The following is a 16,168-nucleotide window of genomic DNA, read 5'->3' on the forward strand; positions in this document are numbered from 1 at the left end:
GTCGCCGAGCGTTTAGCTGCAAGGCCCAGCGGCCTGAAGCTCAGCCGGCCAGTTTCGAACGGACCAGCCCGGAGACCTTGCTCATGTCCGCGCGGCCCTGGAGCCGGGGCTTGAGCAGCCCCATGACCTGGCCCATGCCGCTCATGTCGCTGGCGCCGGTTTCGCTGATGGCCTCGTCGACGGCCTTGTCGAGTTCTTCGTCGGAGAGCTGCTCCGGCAGGTAGGGCTCGAGCAGCGCGATTTCGGCCTCTTCGGCTTCGGCCAACTCGGGACGGTTGCCCTCCCGGTATTGCTCGGCCGACTCGCGGCGCTGCTTGATCATCTTCTCGACCACGGCCAGCACCTGCGCGTCGTCGAGCTCGGTGCGCTCGTCGATTTCGCGCTGCTTGATCGCGGCGGTGATCATGCGCAGGGTCTTGAGGCGTTCCTTTTCACCGGAACGCATCGCCTGCTTGACGTCGTCATTGATCTGCGCTTTCAGCGACATGACCGGCCCGCCTCGCCGAGAAGTTGCGTAGAATGCGTGTTCAGTAGAGTCGCTTGCGGTTGACGCGCTCGCGCGAAATCTTGCGCAGGTGGCGCTTGACGGCCGCGGCCTTCTTGCGCTTGCGTTCCTGGGTCGGCTTCTCGTAGAACTCGCGGCGGCGCGCTTCGGCGACCACCCCGGCCTTCTCGCAGGAGCGCTTGAAGCGGCGCAGGGCGTATTCAAACGGCTCGTTTTCCTTGACCTTTACACTCGGCATTAAAATCCCGTTCCAGTAATTTGTGGAAAGCTCACCATTATAAACCGGCAAATCCCCGACGTGCAAAACATTCTTGGCATCGAAACGTCCTGCGACGAGACCGGCGTAGCCCTCTACAACGCCGACCGGGGCCTCCTCGCGGACCTGGTCTACACCCAGGCCGACCACGCCGCCTACGGTGGGGTGGTGCCGGAACTGGCCTCGCGCGATCACGTGCGCAAGCTGCCGGCCATGGTGCGTGAGCTGCTCGATTCGGCCAACATGCCGGCAAACGAACTCGACGCGATCGCCTATACCGCAGGCCCCGGCCTGGCCGGCGCGCTGCTGGTGGGTGCGGCCACCGGCGTGGCCCTGGCCGCCGCACTCGGCGTGCCGGCCATTGCCGTCCACCACATGGAAGGCCACCTGCTCTCGCCCCTGCTCGAAGATCCGGCGCCGGAATTTCCCTTCGTCGCCCTGCTCGTGTCGGGTGGGCACACCATGCTGGTGGCCGTGGAAGGATTCGGCCGCTACAAGCTGCTGGGCGAGACGCTCGACGATGCCGCCGGCGAGGCCTTCGACAAGACCGCGCGGCTGCTCGGCCTGGGCTATCCCGGCGGCCCGGAAGTCGCCCGCCTGGCCGAAACCGGCAACCCCGACCGATTCGATTTTCCGCGACCGATGACCAACCGCCCGGGCCTGGACTTCAGTTTTTCGGGCCTGAAAACCCACACCCGCGAACTGATCGCGCGCGTGGATCTGGCCGATCACGCCGACGTTGCCGCCGGCTTCGAACAGGCCGTGGCCGAGACCCTGGCCATCAAGTGCCAACGCGCCCTCAAGGAAACCCGCATGCAGCGCCTGGTCATCGCCGGCGGAGTGAGCGCCAACACCCGCCTGCGCGCCGAACTCGAGCATCGCATCCCCGGCCGCGTGTACTATCCCTCGCTCAAGCTATGCACCGACAACGGCGCCATGATCGCCCATGCGGGATGGTACCGACGCGCTGAGGCTAATCGAGATGGGGTGATTGCGGTCAGCCCCAGGTGGCCCATTGACTCCCTGAGCCAATAGTGAAAGCGCAAATTCGAAATCCGAAGCACCAAATCCGAAACAAGGCGACCTGATGTTCTTCGTTTCGAATTTCGTACTTCGTGCTTGTTTCGGATTTCGATATTCGAATTTCGAATTTCGCTCTCGACCGCCGTGACAGCCTGACGCACCGCCTTACGTTCGCCAGTACACCCAACCCCGGGAGCGCCTCACCAAGTGGATATTGTCTTCATAAAAGACCTCGACATCGAAACCGTCATCGGCATCTATGACTGGGAACGCAAGATTCGCCAGACGGTTCGTCTCAACCTGGAAATGAGCAGCGACATTCGCAAGGCGGCGTCCAGCGATCGCATCGACGACGCGCTCGACTACAAGGCCGTTGCCAAGCGCCTGATTGGTTTCGTCGAGTCGAGCAGTTTCCAGCTGGTCGAAACACTGGGCGAGCGTTGCGCCGAGATCGTGCTCGAGGAATTCCCCGTCGACTGGCTGCGGCTCGAGCTCGACAAGCCCGGCGCCGTGCGAGGCTCGAAATCGGTCGGCATCCGCATCGAACGGGGCAGAAAGCCATGAGCACCGTGTACCTGGGGCTGGGTTCCAACCGGGATGCCGAGGCCAATATTCGCTCGGGCATCCGCGCGCTGTACCGCAAGTTCGCCAACACGGCCATTTCACCGGTCTATCGGTCCGCCGCCGTCGGTTTCTCCGGCGACGACTTCCTCAACTGCGCGGCACGCATCGAAACCGACTGGTCGCCGACCGAACTCAAACAATGGCTGACCGCACTGGAAGACGAGCACGGCCGCGACCGCAGCCAGCCCCGATTCTCCGACCGGACCCTGGACATCGACATCCTGTTGCATGACGACAAGGTCGGCGACTTCGACGGCCTGACCCTGCCGCGCGAGGAGATCCTGAAATACGCCCACGTCCTCAAGCCCCTGGCCGATCTGGCGCCGCAGTTGCAGCATCCGGTAACGGGGAAGACATTCGCCGAGCACTGGGAGGAGTTCGAGGGAGATCGATCCCTCGAAGCCGCCGACCTCGGTGACACTCAACCCGCCTCGCCGAATTGGTGGGGGAGTGGTTGAACAAATGGAACAAATCCGAATTTCGAAGCACCAAAGTTTGAACCAAATCCGAAATCCGAATATCGAAATCCGAAACAAGCACGAAGCACGAAATTCGAAAAGCATCCGGCCGCCGCGTTTCGTGCTTGGGTTTTCGAATTTGTTTCGGATTTGAGATTTCGAATTTCGAATTTCATCGACCCGTACTCAGGGAATCCGTATGGCAACACCAACCATAGACCACCCCACTCCCGAAAACGCCCTCCTCCTCCTCGTCGATGTTCAAGGCAAATTGGCGCGGATCATGCACGAGTCCGAAGCGATGATCCATCAGCAGCAGGTGCTCATCGAAGCCTGCCGCCTACTCGAGGTGCCGGTCATCTGGGCCGAGCAACTGCCCGACAAGCTGGGGCCCACCGTGCCCGAGCTGGCCGGGAAACTCGAAGGCTACTCGCCCTGTGCCAAGAGCAAATTCGGCTGCTGGGGCGACGAGACTCTGCGGGAAGCCGTTCGCGCATCCGGCCGTGATCGCATCCTTCTGGCCGGCATCGAGGCCCACGTCTGCGTCTGGCAAACCGCCGCGGCCCTGCGCTCGGAAAACTACGAGGTCCACCTGGTCGCCGACGCGGTCTCCTCGCGCTCGGCCTTCAACCGCGATATCGCCTTCCGGCGCATGCAAGCCGCCGGCGTGCACCTGAGCAACGTCGAGATGGTGCTATTCGAGCTGATGGGCGATGCCGGCCATCCGAAATTCCGAGACGTTACCCGCCTGCTGAAATAGCCGGGCAGTTTCGACGATAATTGCCACTGATCCCGACTGAGCCCCCAAAGTGAACGAATCGCAAGCCGAACTGATCGCGGCAATCCACCAGCGCAAATGGTTTTACCCCTTCGATCTGCCCGACGGCAGGAGCACCGCTTCCTACCTGCCCAAATCGGCTGTCGCTGTGCACGAGACGCGGCTGGCAATGATGCGCAAGGTACTCGGGCCGGCACTTGCCGATGAGCAGTTGACGGCGCTCGACCTGGCCTCGCACCAGGGCTGGTTCAGCATGCACCTGGCACACATTGGTTGCTCGCGAGTGACCGGCCTGGAACCGCGTGAAAGCCACGTGGCGGACTCGCGGCTGATGATGCGAGCGCTTGGGCTGGACGCGGTATCGTTTATCCAGTCCGACATTGAGCACATCGACGACTCCGGGGTCGAACCGGCCGACATCGTGCTGATGTTCGGCCTGCTCTACCACCTCGAAAACCCGGTGGCGGCCATTCGTGCCGCCCACCGTTACTGCCAGCGGGTGTGCCTGATCGAAACGCAGGTCGGGCCGCATCTCTCCGGGCCGCTGGACTGGGGCAGCTACGAGTTCGTGCATCCGATCCAGGGCTGTTTCAGCGTCATCGACGAAACCCATGAAACGCACGGTCCGGAAGGCTCGACCGGTGGCATCTGCCTGGCCCCGAGCGCGCCGACGCTGCTGTGGATCATGGAGAAGGTCGGTTTTCGCGACGTCGCCCTGATCGAGCCGCCGGAAGACGGTTACGAGCAGCACCGCCACCGCAAGCGCGTGGTGGCCGTCGGCTGGATCTGAATCGGCTCAGAGGTTCAGGAGCCGGCCGCCGTCGACTGCGAGGATCTGGCCGGTGATATAGGGCGCGTCCAGGGCCAGAAAAGCGACCGCGCCCGCGACGTCTTCCGGCCGGCCCTGTCGCGCCAATGGGACGCGCTCGAGGATTTCCTCGCCGGCCTCGGGCGATTCCCCGCCCTCCGGCCACAGGATGGCGCCGGGCGCGACGCCGTTGACGCGGACTTCGGGTGCCAGTTCCTTTGCCAGTGAGCGCGTCTGGGCAATCAGGCCGGCCTTGGCCTGGCTGTAGACGGGGTGGTTCGGAAGCGGCACCAGGCCGTGGATGTCGACCATGTTGACGATCGTGCCCTCGCGCGCCGCCAGTTCGGCGCCACAGGCCTGTGAGAGGAAAAACGGTGCGCGCAGGTTGCTGGCCATCAATTCATCCCATTGCGCCTGCGTGGCCGAACCGACCGGCGTCGGGTAGAAAGCCGAGGCGCTGTTGACGAGTACGTCGATTCGCCCGAAGGCGTCCAGCGCGGCGTCGCGGAGGCGTTCGGGAGCGGCATGATCGGCCAGGTCGGCCTGGATGAGGGCAACCGAATGGCTCCGGCGCTCGAGCAACTCCGCGCGCAACGCCTCGGCTTCATCGCCGGAGCCGCGATAGTGGATCACGACATCCAGCCCCCGGCCATGCAGTCGGCGGGCGATGGCCGCGCCGATGCGCCGGGCCGCGCCGGTTACAATCGCCACACGTCCACGCTGGGCTTCCACGTTTGTATTCATCCGTTTCTCCATCCCTGTCACTGCCCGAGCCGCCGGCCGAACTGGCGAGCCTGAGCGAACGATTGTGCCGAAATATCGTGGCCGAAATCGAACGCAGCGGGCCGATGTCCTTCGATCGCTACATGCAGATGGCATTGTACGAGCCGGGATTGGGCTACTACGTCAACGGTCTGCACAAATTCGGCTCGGCCGGCGATTTCGTCACCGCACCGGAACAGGGTGGCCTGTTCGCGGCCGCGCTGGCGCGCCAGTGCGACGAGGTCGCCGGGCAGCTGGGCAGGAACTGGACGCTGATGGAGCTGGGTGCAGGCTCCGGCGTGCTGGCACGCGATCTCCTCGAAAGCCTGAGCAGGCTGCCGCGCGAATACCTGATCCTCGAACCCAGCGCGCCGTTGCGCGAAGTTCAGCATGAAACCCTGTCGCGATTGCCCACGGAACTGTTCGAGCGCGTTCGCTGGATCGACCAGCCACCGGGCGAGCCTTTTGACGGCATCATCGTCGGCAATGAAGTCATTGACGCCCTGCCGGTGGCCCGCTTCGAGATCGGCGAGCATGATGAACTGCTCGAGCAGTGCGTGGAGTTCGACGGAAAGCGCTTTGTCTGGGCCAGCGGCCCGCCCCGCCCGCGACTGCAGGAAGCCGTCTCGGGACTCCGGCAACGGCTCTCACGGCCGCTTCCGGACGGTTTCGCCAGCGAAGTCTGCATCGACCTGCCCGGCTGGGTCGAAACCGTCACCGAAGCCCTCTCCAGCGGGCTGGTGCTGTTTATCGACTACGGCTACCCGCGCGAGGAATACTATCTCCCCGACCGCGGCGAAGGCACCCTGGTCTGCCACTACCGCCATCGTGCCCACTTCGACCCCTTCGTCTGGCCGGGACTGACCGACATATCGGCCTTCGTCGACTTTACCGCCGTGGCCGAAGCCGGCACCCGGATCGGGCTCGAAGTGGCCGGCTTCACCAGCCAGGCGGGTTTTCTGCTCGGGCTCGGGGCGCACGAAGCCGTCGAGGCGGCAAGCAATGATCGACAACGCCTGAAACTGGCCGGCGAACTCAAGCGCCTGACCCTGCCCGGCGAGATGGGCGAAAAGTTCAAGGTGATTGGACTGAGCCGGGGCCTTGATTCGCCATTGAGTGGATTCGGGTTGATGAGCCAGTTGCATAGGCTTTGAATGAACACTCTCCATCTAGACCCCCCGTTCTAAATCGCGCGTCTATCATCGATGATGCGATAAACTCAGGCGCAGCATCATGCCCAGAACCTATGACTACATCATCGTCGGCGCCGGTTCAGCCGGATGTGTCCTGGCCAACCGGCTCAGCGCCGATCCGGATGTCAGCGTGCTGCTGCTCGAGGCCGGGCCGCGGGACTGGAACCCCTTCATCCACATGCCGGCCGGCCTGGCCAAGCTGGTCAACTTCAAGTCGCTGAACTGGAACTACGAGACCGAGCCGGAACCGGCGCTCAACAACCGCCGGCTCTACTGGCCGCGCGGCAAGGTACTCGGCGGGTCGAGTTCGATCAACGCCATGTGCTATACGCGCGGGCACCGCAGCGACTACGACGAGTGGGCGGCTGCCGGCAATCCAGGCTGGAGTTGGGAGGACGTACTGCCCTACTTTCGCAAATCGGAGAACCAGGCGCGCGGCGAATCCGACCTGCACGGCACCGACGGTCCGCTGAGCATCTCCGACCTGAGCTACACCAACCCGCTCAGCGATGTCTTCATCCAGGCCGCCGATCAGGCCGGTTTCGCCCGCAATCCCGATTTCAACGGACCGGCCCAGCGCGGCGTCGGCTTCTACCAGGTCACCCAGCGCCAGGGGCGCCGCTGCAGCACCGCCACCGGTTTTCTCGATCCGGTCCGGTCACGCCCCAACCTGACCGTGCTCACCGGCGCCTTCACCCTGGGATTGACCTTCGCCGGCAACGACCGGATCAACGGTGTTCGTTACCGTCGGCACGGCACCACGCGCACGGCCGTGGCCGAACGCGAGGTCCTGCTGACCGCCGGGTCCATCAATTCACCGCAGCTTTTGATGGTCTCGGGCATCGGCCCGGCGGGGATGCTCGAATCCGCCGGCGTCACCTGCCGGCACGAGTTGCTCGAAGTCGGCCGGAACCTCCAGGATCATCTCGATATCTGCACGCTCACGCGCTGTTCCCAGCCGGTCACCTACGACCAGCTCAACGAGCTGCGGGTCGGCCTGCGCTATTTCCTCCACCACGAGGGCGAGGGCACGTCGAACATCGCCGAGGCGGGCGCCTTTGTCGTCAGTGGTCGCGACCGCGACGACCGCCCCGACATCCAGATGCACTTCGTGCCGGCCCTGCTCGACGATCATGGCCGCAACCGCCTGCCCGGCGACGGATATACGCTGCACGCCTGCCCCTTGCGGCCCCTCAGCCGCGGCCACCTGGCGATCCGTTCCGGCGACGCCAGAGAGCCGATCGCCATTCACGCCAACTACCTGAGCGAGCCTGAGGATCTGGAAATGATGCTCGAATGCATCAAGCTCTCGCGGCGTATCCTGGAACAGCCTGCCTTCCGGGCCTTCCGGGCCCACGAGATCAACCCCGGCAATGACATCAACGAACGCGACGACCTGATCGACTTCATCCGCACCAAGGCCGAGACGATCTACCACCCCGTCGGCACCTGTCGCATGGGCAGCGACCCCCACGCCGTGGTCGATCCGCAGCTGAAGGTTCGCGGACTGGAAGGCCTGCGCGTCGTCGATGCCTCGATCATGCCCACCCTGGTGGGCGGCAACACCAATGCGCCGACGATCATGATTGCAGAGAAGGCCGCCGACATGATCCGTGCAGAGGCCGCTGCCCGACAGCCACGGGCCGGCGAAGCCGCCTGAGTACGCATTTGAAGTATTTCCTGAGGATTTCTTCAGGTTTTTCGCAAGTCATCGCCCGTTCTCCTGCCGAAACTGCGGGACAAGCGCTGTCATCCCGACGGCGCCGGTTTCACAGCACGCAAGGAGATCGTCATGACCCGATACAACAAGCTCATCAACACATTGCCGGCCGCACTGGCCCTGCTGATGCTGGCTTTCGCCGCTCCGACCGCATTCGCGCAATCCGGGCCGCCCGGCGATGCGGGCCCGAGCATGCGCTATTGCGTACTCCTGGGCATGCTCGGCGGCAACCTGCCTCCGGAATGCCTGGATGAAAGCGAAGAGGACGACTACAGCGCCGAGCTCGACCAGCTCCGTCTGGCCACGGTGGCCTTCCACAGCCACGATGTCGCCGCGGCGGCCGGCTGGGACACGACCATCAGCGAATGCGTCGAGGCGCCGCCCGGCGGCATGGGTTATCACGTCGCCAACCTGGACTACCTGGCCGACGGCGGGCAACTGAGCCTGCTCGAGCCCGAAGTCCTGCTTTACGTACCTGCCGAGGACGGCTCGATGGCGTTTCTGGGCGTGGAATACATCATCCCCGCCGAAGACTGGAAACAGGAAGAGCCGCCGGAGTTCTTCGGCCGCGAACTGCGCTTCAATCCCAATCTGGACATCTGGGCCCTGCACGTGTGGTCGGCTCGCGAAAACCCGGCCGGGCTGTTCGAGGACTTCAACCCGGAAGTCGACTGCGCTTTCGCCGCAGAGGAATGAGCACCCCGAGACCGGCCGGCCTAGCCGGCCGGTCCCATCAACGGCAGGGGCACGTGCAGCAACGCGCACACCACGCGTAGCAGGTCGAGCTCGTCGGCGACGACTTGTTCATCATCAGCGGCGCAGCGCAACAACGCCACCACCAGCGCATGCTTCGATGCCGGCCGCAGGTCATCGAGCCGCGCGAGCAGGTCGTCCAGGCGACCGGCCCAGCCGGCCACCGAAGGCATGGCGGGAACCTGGCCCTCGAGTTCGGACATGCCCGCCGCGAAGGCCGACTCCGCCCCGTCGGGGTCGTCCGGATGGCCATAGCGGGCGAGGATGGCCATCAGTTCGGTCGCCTCCGGCTTGCGCGCAGAAAGCTTGCGTCGGCCGGACGCAGCGGTCTGCGCCGGTCGCAAGGCATCACGGACCAGGACATTGACCAGGCGCGTGAGTGCAAACTCGTGCATGTCCAGCTCGCCATCGGCCCCGGCCAGCTCATCGAGCAGGCGCATGAAGTCCAGCAGCCCCGACTCGGGCCGGCGCCGAATCTGCGGAAAGGCCACCTCGACCAGTGGCAGGCGGATGGAGCGGGGTTGATCGGCCACTGCCTCGTGGAGCTGGCGGACCTTCTGTTCGCTGTCCCCGCCAAGCGTGCGTGCGATCTGCAGCAACTGCCGTTCTCGCACATCGCTGTCGGAACTGATCAACAGGCAGCAGACCAGTTCCTGGGCCCATTCGTCCGAGTGAGCGGCACGCTCGAGCGGAGCGGGAATACCCGCGGCCATGACCGCGGCAGTCAACGCCTGTTCCAGGCCCGGCTGCCCGATCTGCTCCGCCAGGCCGCCCAGGTCGGTGACCAGCCGGGCCGGGTCGATGCCTTCTGCCGCTTCGGCCGTCTGTTGCCGGCGTTCGGACTCCTCCGCCTCGGCCTTGCGCGCCCGGGCGTGCCGGTCCAGCTCGCGTTTGATGTCTTCCAGTTGCTCGGGCCTGAACGACGGATCGATGGCCTCGATCCGCTTTTCCAGCGGCGGATGCGTGGCGAACATCTGATAGCCCATGCCGGTGGAAAACAGCATGTGTCCGACCTCTTCGCTGTCGGCCGTCATGAAGGAGCCGGCGGAGAGCGCACCGATCTTCTTGAGTGCCGTGCCGATGCCGTCGGGATTGCGCGTGAATTGCACCGCCGAGGCGTCGGCCAGAAATTCACGCTGGCGGGAAACGGCCGCCTTGATCCAGCGCCCGAAGAACAGCCCGATATAGCCCAGCACGACGATGCCCAGGCCGGCAAGTACCGCCGGGGCCGCATTACGGCTGTCGCGCGCGAACCGGGCCGAATAGAGCAACTTGCGGCCGACGATGGCGATCACCAGGATGCCGAACAGGAATCCGATCAGTCGGATGTTGAGCCGCATATCGCCGTTGAGTACATGGCTGAACTCGTGGGCGATCACGCCCTGCAGTTCATCGCGGTCGAGGTGTTCGAGCGTGCCGCGCGTGACGGCGACCGCCGCATCGGCCGGGGAAAAGCCGGCGGCGAAGGCGTTGATGCCCTGCTCTTGCTCGAGCACATAGATTTCGGGTACGGGTACGCCGGAGGCGATGGCCATTTCCTCGACCACGTTGCGAAGTCGCTGGCGCAGGGGATCGGACGGGGCGGCATCGATGCGGGTCCCGCCCATGGCCTGTGCCACCTCGCCCCCGCCGCCGCGCAACTGCAGCATGCGCATCGCGCTGGCGCCGACGATGATGCCGCCGGTAATCACCGTCGCCCAGAACAGCGTCCAGGGATCGGGCCCGATTGCGAAATAGACGAACACGTCGACGGCGGCAATGATCGCGACCACCGCCAGGGCGAACATGACGACCAGAAATCGGGTTTGCCGGCGGGCCTTGTCCTGATGTTCGAAAAAATTCATCGCTTACAGCAGCGTAGGTCGGCGTTACATCGCCGACGGACAACGTAGAGGGCCTCGATACACGTAGCGATGCGTGAACATACCGAATGGTCGTCCGTCGCGGATGTTACCGCGACCTACGCGGGCTTGGTTCGACAACATACTCAACCGAAATCGACTTGCACGGCCTCGCGCTTCTCCGGATCGTCGATCTCGAGGAGCTCGGCCGGCTTGAAGGTGAACATGCCGGCGATGATGTTGGCCGGGAAACTCTCGCGCAGCGTATTGTAGTTCATGACCGAGTCGTTGAAGGCCTGGCGCGCGAAGGCGACCTTGTTTTCCGTGCTGGTCAACTCCTCGGAGAGCTGCATCATGTTCTGGTTGGCCTTGAGATCGGGATAATTCTCCGACAGGGCAAACAGCCGGCCCAGCGCGCCGGACAGGCCCTGCTCGGCCTCGGAGAGCTTGCGCATGGCATCCGGGTCGGAGGGGTCGGCCGCCGTGGACTTGAGTTGCTGGTGCGCGCCGTTGCGTGCCTGAATGACGGCCTCGAGCGTTTCTCGCTCGTGGCTCATGTACTTTCTGGCGACCTCGACCAGGTTGGGGATCAGGTCGTGGCGGCGATTGAGCTGCACGTCGATCTGCGCAAACGCGTTCTTGTAGCGATTGCGCGCGGCCACCAAACGGTTGTAGATCGTGATGGCGAAAGCCGCGGCCGCCACGACGATAATCAAAAGCACCCATTCCATGGGCCTGTCCTCCTTGCAAAGTCCGGATTCAGTTTACTCGCTGAACTCGCCGGCGTCAGTGCCGCCGATGCGAAGGTCGAACAGCAGGCCGACGAATCGACTCTCGACCAGCGGCCAGCGCAGGAAATGCGCGCCCTCGGGCAACAATGGCGCCGGACCCTGGCGCGAAGCGAACGGGGACTGGAGCCAGACCAGGGCCTCGGCAGATTGGTGCCACCGATCAAGACGGCTCGCGTCGGTCCCGTCGAGCGTTTGCGGGTCCACCAGAAGCACGTCGCAGGGCTGTGGTTCCACACGCGCATCAATGACCCGAATGCCCCATCGCCGGCCCAGCCCCTTGAGGATCCGCAGGGTCGGCGCGGAAACACTGGCGGCGACCCGCTGATCGGCCAACAAACTCGAGAACCGATCCGCGGCGACTTCGGCCGAAGAGTCGAGTCCCGGAAGCCGTACCCGGAACCGGCTGCCGCCGTGGCAGGCGTCGATCAGATCCAGCCGGCCGTCCATGGCGTCGACGAGCCGGCGACAGATCGCCAGGCCCAGGCCCGAGCCGCTGTAGGAGCGGGTAATCGATGCATCCAGTTGCGTGAACGGCTCGAACAGGCGCTCGCGATCCTGGTCGCTTATGCCCGGCCCCGAATCGGACACCACCAGCACCAGCTGACCGTCGTCGCCGACGGCGGCACTCATCTCGATGCCGCCATGCTCGGTGAACTTGACGGCATTGTTGAGCAGATTGCCGAGCACCTGGCTGATGCGATCGCTGTCACCCGTCGCCGCCAGTGGCAGGTCGGACGCGATTCTCAGGCGCAGGTCCAGCCCCTTGCGGGCGGCGTTGGGTGCATGCAGGTCGACCACCTGTTCCAGCATCGCGGCCAGGTCGAAGGGCTGCGGATTGAGGCTCATCCGTCCGGCTTCGATGCGGGATATGTCGAGCACGTCGTCGATGATGCGCTGCAGCTGAAGCCCGGACTGACGCAGGGTATCGAGAATGTCCTGCTGGCCGGGCTCGGTCTCGGTTTCGTGGAGCAGTTCGACCATGCCCAGCACGCCGTGCAGAGGGGTTCGGATTTCGTGACTCATGGTGGCCAGGAACTCGGATTTGGCCTTGCTGGCCTGCTCGGCGTGTTCGGCCAGCGTGCGCACGCGCTGCAGCAACAGGGCGTTGTGAAGCGTCTGGCCGGCCATTTCCTCGAGCAGACGCAAGCGTTCGCGGCTTTCTCCCGTGAAATCGCCCTGGGCTCCCTGGACCAGGACCCGGGCCACTTCCCGTTCGTCCACGCGCAGCGTCAGCGCGAGATCGGTAGCGCCATCGGCATCATTGAGTTGCTGGCGCCACTGTTCCCGCGTCAACGGCTCGGCCTCCGGCTCGCTGCAGACCAGATCACGCGGCAGGTGTTCGTCGATATAACCCATCCAGGCTCGCCGTCCGCCGGTTACCAGCGCGATCTCCCGGGCGATGGTCTCGGCAAGCAGTATCGGTTCGAGGCTGGTATTGAGCCGGGTGATGATCTGGCGCTGCTCTTCGGCCAGGGCACGCTTCTGGCGGGCGTCCCGAACTTCCCGCCTGCGCTGATTGGCGCGGCGATAGCCACGATACCCGGCCCCGGCGCCGGTCACCGCCAGTAATGCGTAGGCGGCCATCGCCCAGCCGCTCAACCACGGCGGCTGCCGGATGACGACGGAAAGCTCATCCCCATCCTCGTTCCAGGGGCCGCCCGGGGCCGCCGCTTGTACGCGGAAGCGATAGCGGCCCGGCGGCAGGCTCGAGTAGTGGTGCCTTGTCTGGCCGGTAAGCCGGATCCAGTCGGCGTCCCAGCCTTCCAGCTTGACGCGGTAGCGCGTGCGCTCCATCGCCAGGTACGAGGTAGCCAGAAAGTCGATGAACAGATTGTTGTCGTCGTGATCGAGCTCGATCGCTCCGTCTTCACCCGGCGAGAACTCGATGCTCCGGTCACCCGCCTGGAGACCGGTGACATGCACTTCGGGCGGGACCGTAACGCGGCTCAGACGCGCCGGATCAACCGTGACGATACCGCCGCGCCCACCGAACGCGAGCCGGCCATCGGGCAGCGTGACGGCGGCGCGTTCGCCGAACTCCACGGTCGCCAGCCCGTCCTTTTGGTTCAGATGCCGGAGGCTGCCGTCACCAGGTCGGTAGACGGACAAGCCGCTTGTTCTCAGCAACCAGAGATTGCCGTGATCATCGGGCAGAATTCTGGACAGACGCCCGGGCGGCAGCCGCCCCTGCAGGGAGAACGCATGTGTCTTTTCGATACGCGGGCCCGAAGGGCGCCATGATTGAATCGAGTGGCTGGTCGCCAGCCACAGGTCTCGATCGTGCCAGGCGGCCGCGGCCAAAGGTCCATCCAGGGCGATCGGCCGGGCCACGAAGCCCTCCTCCCCGTGCCAGCGGTAGACGGTTTCGGCCCCGATCAGCCACCAGCCACCTTCCGGGCTCTCGATCAAATCCATGGGACCGGCTTCGGGCAGATGATGGCGGCCCTGGCCTCCGGGATGGAATCGCTCGTATTCTTCGCTTCGTTCATCGAACAGGAACACGCCGGCGCTGCGGGTTCCGATCCAGAGACGATCGGCGTCCTTGCGCCGGGTTAGCCAGAAATTGCCGGAATCGAGCTGCTTGCGGCGCATCAGAACGTTGTGGCCGCCTCCCGGCCCGATGTCGACGCGCACGACACCGGTCTGCATGGTGACGTACAACGACTGGCCCTCGCGCATGACATCCAGAACGGCCGAACGCGGAATCGTCGCCAGCGCGGGTTCGGGTGATTCGGGAAAGTCTCCCTCGAACGGGTCGACCGGCAGGAACTGCAGTTCACCGCGCAGCCCGCCGACCCAGTAGCCGCCGGCTTGTTCATCCCAGTAGAGACTGATGGCCGGCTCGACGTTCAGCACCGTCCGATCATCAACGCCGGGGACCGGTTGATAGCGTTCGAATGCGGCCGAGCCCGGTGGAAGGTAGGCGGCGCCGCTGCGGGTCGTCGTCAGCCACAAACCGCCCTCGCGATCGAACATCAGACCGTCAATGGAATTTGAAGGCAGGCCGTCGGCGATCCCCGGCACGTGGCGCACGACGCGAAGTTCGCCGTCGCTACCGGGTGACTTCCGGTGTAGGCCGACGGTCGTGCCGACGAGGATCTGTTCGCTCTGGGGATCGTCGGCAATATCGGTGATGATCGCCTCGATGGCGGCAATCCGCGCGGGTTCGGCACTCGGTGCGTCCTCCACGGGCCCGAGCTCGTAGAGTGCGCCGCCTTCGTTGAAATAGATACGCCCTTCGGCTTCAGCCAACGTCATGGCGAATCGGCCTTCACCGGGCTTGCGAACCGGCACGAACGCCTGCCGGGCCGTGTCGTAATAGGAAATCTGGCTTGTCTGAACCAGCCAGAGCCGACAGGTGGAGTCGACCTGGAGGTGCACCTGGAACCCTTCCGGATTCAACCCGGCCTCCGCCGTTTGCGGGAAACGCTCGATTGCGTTGGTCGCCGGATCGTAGACGGCAACCCCGCCGCGCATGAAAGCCAGCCACACACGCCCGTCGCAGTCTTTGGCCATCGACCAGATCTGTTCGTCCGGCAGTCGCCCACCCTGCTCTTGCGGTTCCAGATGGGTTCGAAGCCTGAGATCGGGTCCGATCTGCACCGCTCCGCGGTCTTCGACCGCGGCCCAGACCGTGCCGTCGCTGTGAGCCATGAGCGACATGACGTTGCTACCCGGCAGCGGATCGGGCTCGTCGGCGTCGCTCGAGATGACACGCATGCGGTCGCCCTCGTGCCGGATGAGGCCACCGCGGGTGCCGATCCAGATATAGCCGTGCGTGTCCTGGACGATGTCTTCGACACGGCGGTCGGGCAGCCCTTCGGAGACACTGAGCGTGCGAAAGACCGGGCCGAGTTCGCTGGCGCCCAGCATGGGCGAGAAAAGGAAGATCACGACCGGCAACGCTACAATGCGCAGAAGATGCATTGGCGTTCTCGAACTATCACTGACCCTCATGCTGTTCCTTGCCCGCCATGAGCCCCCAAGGATAGCGGCCTGAATTCCCGATTCAAGTCTTGCGGAAAGAAGCTGGCGCCCGGGTCGGACGGTGATTCACTCGAGCAAAGCGGGTGTTAGGCCAGAACATGCGAGGAGAGAAGAAAGGAACGCCCGCTATTACGATGAATCAGCGTTACTGCACCCCGTGATTCCCGGTTCTTCCCCCGCTGAAAACGATGACGTTGAACGGATTGCGCAGATACGCCCCGCTGTCGGGGGAGCATGTGCAGCTCTCAGACCGAGGGAAGACCCTACCCTGACTGGACGGGGCTTGCTCTCATTCTTCCGAATCGGATTGAGGGTCGTCACCTTCGTCGCTGTCGGCCGCAAGCAGTTCCTTGCACTCTTCGCTCAGGCTGGAGCCGGCCAACTGGCGCGCACGACAGGCTGTCAGCTGACGTTCCTGTGTCGCCTCGGCCATGCGTTGCTGCTGGTCTTCCTCCAGCATCGCCTGACGCCGCTCGGTCTGATTGATGGCCGATATGTATTCACGCCAATTTCCGGCTTCCTGTTTCGTACGATCGAAACGCTCTGCATTGGCAAATGCCTCGTCGGCTACCATGCGCTGTTCACGATCACCGGGACCCGCCTGGTTGAAGCGTGCATTGCCCAGCAGTAACCAGGCATTGGCAAGCCGATCATCGTCCATGCCGCCTT

Annotated in this window: 15 protein-coding genes; 8 read left to right on the plus strand and 7 right to left on the minus strand. The window is 64.4% G+C overall.

The window, feature by feature from the left end:
• Positions 1-40: 40 nt before the first annotated feature.
• On the minus strand, positions 41-487 hold the full coding sequence (locus DZK26_RS09580) for a GatB/YqeY domain-containing protein (RefSeq protein WP_116897064.1): 447 nt from the start codon (positions 485-487) through the stop codon (positions 41-43).
• 40 nt (positions 488-527) lie between these two features.
• Positions 528-743, minus strand: a complete 216-nt coding sequence (gene rpsU / locus DZK26_RS09585) for a 30S ribosomal protein S21 (protein WP_116897063.1) — start codon at positions 741-743, stop codon at positions 528-530.
• Between the two features lie 60 nt (positions 744-803).
• On the opposite strand from rpsU, the gene tsaD reads away from it, so the two are divergent.
• The 5 genes from tsaD to DZK26_RS09610 all read left to right on the plus strand — a co-directional run bounded on the left by tsaD (position 804) and on the right by DZK26_RS09610 (position 4,434).
• Complete coding sequence (gene tsaD, locus DZK26_RS09590; protein ID WP_116897062.1) at positions 804-1,796, plus strand: tRNA (adenosine(37)-N6)-threonylcarbamoyltransferase complex transferase subunit TsaD; 993 nt, start codon at positions 804-806, stop codon at positions 1,794-1,796.
• 195 nt (positions 1,797-1,991) lie between these two features.
• Positions 1,992-2,348, plus strand: coding sequence for a dihydroneopterin aldolase (gene folB / locus DZK26_RS09595; protein ID WP_116897061.1), 357 nt, complete (start codon positions 1,992-1,994; stop codon positions 2,346-2,348).
• The gene (folK, locus tag DZK26_RS09600; protein WP_116897060.1) at positions 2,345-2,866 is read left to right on the plus strand and encodes a 2-amino-4-hydroxy-6-hydroxymethyldihydropteridine diphosphokinase; all 522 of its coding nucleotides are present in this window, start codon (positions 2,345-2,347) and stop codon (positions 2,864-2,866) included. The genes folB and folK overlap by 4 nt, the downstream gene beginning before the upstream one ends.
• 199 nt (positions 2,867-3,065) lie before the next feature.
• Complete coding sequence (locus DZK26_RS09605; protein ID WP_116897059.1) at positions 3,066-3,626, plus strand: hydrolase; 561 nt, start codon at positions 3,066-3,068, stop codon at positions 3,624-3,626.
• 49 nt (positions 3,627-3,675) lie between these two features.
• Entirely contained in the window at positions 3,676-4,434 is a 759-nt protein-coding gene (locus DZK26_RS09610) for a bifunctional 2-polyprenyl-6-hydroxyphenol methylase/3-demethylubiquinol 3-O-methyltransferase UbiG (protein ID WP_116897058.1), read from the plus strand.
• Positions 4,435-4,440: 6 nt separating this feature from the next.
• Here the strand turns inward: DZK26_RS09610 and DZK26_RS09615 are convergent, their stop codons facing one another.
• Entirely contained in the window at positions 4,441-5,208 is a 768-nt protein-coding gene (locus DZK26_RS09615) for a pteridine reductase (RefSeq protein ID WP_404976205.1), read from the minus strand.
• Between DZK26_RS09615 and DZK26_RS09620 the strand changes: the two genes are divergently transcribed.
• The 3 genes from DZK26_RS09620 to DZK26_RS09630 all read left to right on the plus strand — a co-directional run bounded on the left by DZK26_RS09620 (position 5,187) and on the right by DZK26_RS09630 (position 8,823).
• Complete coding sequence (locus DZK26_RS09620) at positions 5,187-6,368, plus strand: class I SAM-dependent methyltransferase (protein ID WP_258870808.1); 1,182 nt, start codon at positions 5,187-5,189, stop codon at positions 6,366-6,368. The two genes, DZK26_RS09615 and DZK26_RS09620, sit on opposite strands and share 22 nt — an antisense overlap.
• 79 nt (positions 6,369-6,447) lie before the next feature.
• Positions 6,448-8,067 (plus strand): GMC family oxidoreductase, encoded by a 1,620-nt coding sequence (locus DZK26_RS09625; protein ID WP_116897057.1) that lies wholly within the window; start codon positions 6,448-6,450, stop codon positions 8,065-8,067.
• A gap of 132 nt (positions 8,068-8,199) precedes the next feature.
• The gene (locus tag DZK26_RS09630) at positions 8,200-8,823 is read left to right on the plus strand and encodes a hypothetical protein (RefSeq protein WP_116897056.1); all 624 of its coding nucleotides are present in this window, start codon (positions 8,200-8,202) and stop codon (positions 8,821-8,823) included.
• 20 nt (positions 8,824-8,843) lie between these two features.
• On the opposite strand, the gene DZK26_RS09635 is transcribed toward DZK26_RS09630, so the two are convergent.
• From DZK26_RS09635 to DZK26_RS09650, 4 genes are all read right to left on the minus strand, one after another.
• Positions 8,844-10,724 carry a M48 family metallopeptidase gene (locus tag DZK26_RS09635; protein WP_116897055.1) on the minus strand — a complete coding sequence of 627 codons (1,881 nt, stop codon included), beginning with the start codon at positions 10,722-10,724 and terminating at the stop codon, positions 8,844-8,846.
• Positions 10,725-10,867: 143 nt separating this feature from the next.
• Positions 10,868-11,452 carry a LemA family protein gene (locus DZK26_RS09640; RefSeq protein WP_116897054.1) on the minus strand — a complete coding sequence of 195 codons (585 nt, stop codon included), beginning with the start codon at positions 11,450-11,452 and terminating at the stop codon, positions 10,868-10,870.
• 33 nt (positions 11,453-11,485) lie between these two features.
• The gene (locus tag DZK26_RS09645) at positions 11,486-15,439 is read right to left on the minus strand and encodes a hybrid sensor histidine kinase/response regulator (RefSeq protein ID WP_181918246.1); all 3,954 of its coding nucleotides are present in this window, start codon (positions 15,437-15,439) and stop codon (positions 11,486-11,488) included.
• 349 nt (positions 15,440-15,788) lie between these two features.
• The coding region (locus DZK26_RS09650; protein ID WP_220376494.1) for a hypothetical protein at positions 15,789-16,168 on the minus strand (380 nt) is incomplete at its 5' end.

The organism is Wenzhouxiangella sp. 15190 (assembly GCF_003417465.1).
GTDB lineage: Bacteria > Pseudomonadota > Gammaproteobacteria > Xanthomonadales > Wenzhouxiangellaceae > Wenzhouxiangella.